Source organism: Microbacterium sp. gxy059 (assembly GCF_050958665.1).
GTDB lineage: Bacteria > Actinomycetota > Actinomycetes > Actinomycetales > Microbacteriaceae > Microbacterium.
On the sequence record NZ_JAMXWT010000043.1, the window covers coordinates 1 to 4,420 of the forward strand.

Here is a 4,420-nt window from a genome sequence, read left to right on the forward strand (position 1 = left end):
AGCCGGCTCCTGCGCGGAGTCTGCGAAGTGCCTCTCGGCCTCTGCGCGCGTCACGCGCTGGGCCAGCGGGCGGGTGTCGAGCGATGGATCCGCAGGCAGACTCATCGGCTCTTCTCCCGTCGCGCACGCGGATCCCGCCGCACCGCGCTGGGGGCGATGGCGGGATGCGGAGCTGTCAGCCGGGAGACCACGCCCGTCGCCCGCCGGAACGAGGTCGCCGCCCGGTCACCTCGCCAGGCGCGATGTCCCCGGATCCCCCTGTCGCGCCGCACGCCGTCACACTCCCCCGCTCGGTCTCCCGAAATCGTATCCTCGCGGATGATCGGGGATCCGTGAGGATCCCTGCCGCATGCCGCGAGGTCGTGCCATGCACGACGACGCCGATCCGCGGCCGAGCACCCCGATCCGCCCGGGGATCATGGCATCTCACCGAGAGATGGCGTAGTCGTGCATCGCGGCCCGCCGGGAGCACCCCGCGCGACGTCAGCTCCCGAACACGAAGAAGAGAGTGATGATGATCGCGGCCGCGGCCGCGCCGATCGCCACCGGCACGACCGTCTGCCGCGCGTGCGACGTCCGCATCGCCGGGTAGTGCGCACCGCGGCCTCGGTTCTGTCGCCGAGCGAGCTCCCAGACGGACCACGTCGGGATGGCGGCGACGAGCGCGTCGACGAGGCTCAGCTGCCGGCCCCACCGCTTCGCGCTGTTCGTGGAGGCATCGCCCCGCGAGTAGAGGAACAGCATGTCGCCCACGATCTCGATGTCGAACCGCTTCGCGACCTCCTGGAACAGCGCGAGGACGTCGGGCGCGAACATCGTCCTCGCCACACGGTCCGCCCCGTCGACCGCGTACGGCGTGAAGGAGCGACCCGCCCCGACGTCCACCCGCTGCGAGGCGTGCGGCGGGACCGGCAGCGTCAGCCCGAACAGGGCGCTCGAATGCCGCGCGTCGAGCACCATATGGGGCAGACGCTCCGGGAGGCGGATCGCGACGTACCCGCAGCGCCGCGGGATCGCCCGGACGGTGTCGTACTGGAGGTTCCCGAACTCGACGGGGATCCCGTCTCGCCGACCGCGCACCACGTGCAGGCGCTGGTGTCCGTTCCCGTATGCGAAGGGCATCCCCGCGTATCCCGACCTGCCCCTCCACCGGTCGAACCGCATCCCGTTGCGTTCGGCGAACCGGTCGATGCGGCACGCCGTCGCCAGCGAGGAGCGACGCAGCCCGAGCAGCGACCCGACCAGGAGCAGGAGCCCCGCGAGCATCGCCCCGCCGAACTTCGGCGAGAGCCCGGGACCGTCGGCGATCTCGAGGACGATGACGCCGACCACGACGACAGCGCCGATCACCGCGAAAGTCCGCTGCCTTCCCCGGAGAGGAGACACATGCAGGTCGGCTTCCTCCCCCGCGTCCCCGAGACTCGCACGATACGCCGCGACATCCGCACGCGTGACACGCGCGCGCAGCGGCCCCGTGTCGATCTCGTCGCTCCGCTCCGTGCGATGCGGCATCCCGTACGTCATGCTCCGAATCTAGGCGACAGAGGCTTCGCGCCACCGCAGAGTCGCGACCATGAGGTCGAAGAAGGCGTGGACTGCCTGGATCTGCTCGTCTTCTCGCGGAATGTCCGCCGGGCGCGCGTATCCGGCAAGCAGTTCGAGCGCGCGTCTGCGACGCGCGCCCGGCACCGGCGTGACGTACAGAGTCGAGCTCAGCACCACCCGCTCACCGCCCTCCTCTCGGATGTTCTCCCGCTCCACACGCAGGATCGAGGTGTTGTCGGTGAGCGGCCGAGCGCCTTCTGAGGAGATGAGGTTCTTCACGTACCCGTCCATCTCCTCGGTCGAGGGCGCAGTTCTGATCGTCGCGACGATCGACGCCGGCACGGGGAAGGGCACGTCGTCCGTATCGGCAGTCGGCGCGAAGGAGGCGATCACTCGCTGCTCCCGCATGTCCTTGACGGCCTGTCGGAGCATCCCGCGGATCCGCGCGAAAGCCTGCATCGTCTCCGGGCCGCCGTCGGCGTGCATGAACCGACGGCTCAGACGACGTTCGAGCTCGTCCTGCGCCTCCTGCGTCGGCTCCATCCGCTCCCAGCCCCTCGGCAGCGAGAGCTGGAACTCCGGGTCGGGGCGGGCTCCGAGCAGGGAGCGCAGCGAAGACGAGGAGTCAGTCATGAGCGGCCGCCGTCTCGGAGAGGGCCACGGGCCACATGTCGTCATCCCCCGGCACCCTGTGCTCTGCTCCGGACGCGTGGAACAGTCGTCCTTCGTCATCCGTGAGCGAGCATGCGCTGATCGCGTCGGCGATCTCTCCGATGACGAGAAGGTACATGTTCGCGGGCATGATGTGGACGCGCACGCAGAGCGCGACATCGCCGCGATCGAACACGATGACCGAGTCGACGGACTCCTCGTTGCCGGCCTCGTCAGCCGGGGTGCGCCGGGTGTACTGGACCCCCGCGCCGAACGGGCTGTCGGGATAGACCGTCGAGCGGTAGCCACGATCCCCCCAGTCGACTGCGCCTTCCGAGCGCATGAGAAGGAATGTCACACGAGCCGGCCATGCCATCGGGAGCGGCCACGTGACGAGGTCGCGCAGCACTCCCGCGGGCCGACGCTCGAGCAGGGTGCGCAGGACCGCGTCGATGCCCTGGGAGAACTCGACTGCTCCTCCCGGGTTCCAGCGCTCCTCGACCGCCGTCGCAACCGCGTCGGCCCACCCCTCGCGGCGCTCCTGCTCGTGCGCCTCAGGAACGATCGCCCAGGGTTCGAGCTCCGAATCGAATCGCAGACTCCACATGCTCCGCTCAGTCCCGGAAGAAGTCGATGACGAAGTTGCGTCCCTCGTCGAGGATCGTGTTGATCCCCGGCATCGCGAGGTGCAGCTCCATCCCCTTGAAGGCGTCGGTGAAGGCATCGCCGAAGCGAGCGAACTGAGGAAGGTCGAGCGCCGCTCCGAAGCCCGCGCTGCCGCGGATGATCATGTCGGAGACGCCTTCGGCGAACGCGAAGGAGCGATAGGGCATCCCGTTCGCTCCGATCCGGAGCGCCCCGGGGATGAAGTCGCCCGCGAGGTTCGCAGCCCCGATGCCGACCCTCATCCCCGCCGGACCGAGCTTGGAGATGAGCTTGGCGATCGGCCCGATGCCCGGGATGGCGCAGACGATGTCCAGGACCAGGGTCGTCACGCTGTCGGTATCGCCCCGCGCGAACCGCACGATGGACACGACGGCGACCAGCACGCCGGCGACCGCCGCGATGGCTCCGGCGATCAGCACCGCAAGCGGAGCAGTGACGAAGAACGCCACGATCCCCGCGATGACGGCGATGACCGTCAGGACGATGTACGCGTACTTGAGGATGTCGGTCCATCCATCCTCGATGCCCTCGTCGTGAGCGTCCTCGATCCGGTCGATCGCGTCATTCCACGCGGTCTCCCAGTCGTCGTACTGCTCGTCCCAGTGATTCGCGGCGTTCATCCATGCCTGGAAGGCCTGGTACTTGTCCTGGTTCTCGGATGCGTCATCCGCGGCGTTCGGGTCATCGTCATCGGCCGAAGCCGTCTGCGCCCCGTCCCGGTCGCCGGGCAGCGTCTCGTAGTCGCCCCAGGCCTGATCCGCGAGGATGTATGCGCCGTTGACAGCCTCGGCGATGCCGCCCTCCATCCTCACGCCGTAGGCGCGGATCGCGGCCGCGGTCTCGTAGTACATCTCCCCGGCGGTGCGCAGGATCTCCCACGAATCGTCGACCGTGTCCCGCAGCTTCTCAACGGCCTTGCCCTGCTGTCCGTCGTCGCTCTCGGCGACGGCCTGCAGCGTTGTGGCCGCCGTCTTCATGTCGGTGGCGAGATCGACCATCTCCTGAGCAGTGGAGACGACATCGCTCGCAGACGGCGTGAACCGTGCGATCTCGCGTCCTGCCGGAGTGTTCGGCCAGTTGACGTACGCTCCCGGAGCCCAGCATCTGTCAGCGGTCATGATGTTCCTCGTCGTCCGGAGTCAGTAATCGGAGTTCCCGGGCACATCGGAGCCCGCTTCGAACTCCGACGCGGCCTCGTCATCGAATGTCTGGTATTCGTCATAGATCTCTTGCGCGAAGTCGCGGATCTTCGTGAGGTCCTTGACAAGCGACTCTCGCTTGTCGTTCCACCGGTCCTCGGTATCCTCGGCCTTCTCGGTGAGCTCGCTGCGTTCGAAGGGCTCACCGATGGCGTCGCGCAGGGCAGCCCCCTTGCTGCCCTCTTCGAGCTCCGGGATGATCCCGTTGAGCTTCCCGATCAGGCTGTCCAGCTGGCTGTAGCTGATGACGACATCAGGCATCGTTCTTCTCCCCCACGGCGCTCTGCGCCTCAGTACGACGGTACGGCCATGCGGCCTCGTGCGCGTACGGGGTCGAGCTGATCAGCCCGACCCCGCCA

5 protein-coding genes are annotated in these 4,420 nt (G+C 68.3%); all 5 read right to left on the reverse strand.

All coding sequences use genetic code 11. The annotated features are described in order from the left end of the window. Positions 1 to 483 precede the first annotated feature (483 nt). The 5 genes from NHL53_RS14485 to NHL53_RS14505 all read right to left on the reverse strand — a co-directional run bounded on the left by NHL53_RS14485 (position 484) and on the right by NHL53_RS14505 (position 4,322). Positions 484 to 1,350 carry a hypothetical protein gene (locus NHL53_RS14485; protein ID WP_433777601.1) on the reverse strand — a complete coding sequence of 289 codons (867 nt, stop codon included), beginning with the start codon at positions 1,348 to 1,350 and terminating at the stop codon, positions 484 to 486. Positions 1,351 to 1,533: 183 nt separating this feature from the next. Then, positions 1,534 to 2,178, reverse strand: coding sequence for a hypothetical protein (locus NHL53_RS14490; protein ID WP_433777602.1), 645 nt, complete (start codon positions 2,176 to 2,178; stop codon positions 1,534 to 1,536). Continuing rightward, positions 2,171 to 2,803, reverse strand: coding sequence for a hypothetical protein (locus tag NHL53_RS14495; RefSeq protein WP_433777603.1), 633 nt, complete (start codon positions 2,801 to 2,803; stop codon positions 2,171 to 2,173). The genes NHL53_RS14490 and NHL53_RS14495 overlap by 8 nt, the downstream gene beginning before the upstream one ends. Before the next feature lie 7 nt (positions 2,804 to 2,810). After that, positions 2,811 to 3,980, reverse strand: a complete 1,170-nt coding sequence (locus NHL53_RS14500) for a hypothetical protein (RefSeq protein ID WP_433777604.1) — start codon at positions 3,978 to 3,980, stop codon at positions 2,811 to 2,813. A 21-nt stretch (positions 3,981 to 4,001) separates the two neighbouring features. After that, positions 4,002 to 4,322 carry a hypothetical protein gene (locus NHL53_RS14505; protein ID WP_433777605.1) on the reverse strand — a complete coding sequence of 107 codons (321 nt, stop codon included), beginning with the start codon at positions 4,320 to 4,322 and terminating at the stop codon, positions 4,002 to 4,004. Positions 4,323 to 4,420 lie beyond the last annotated feature (98 nt).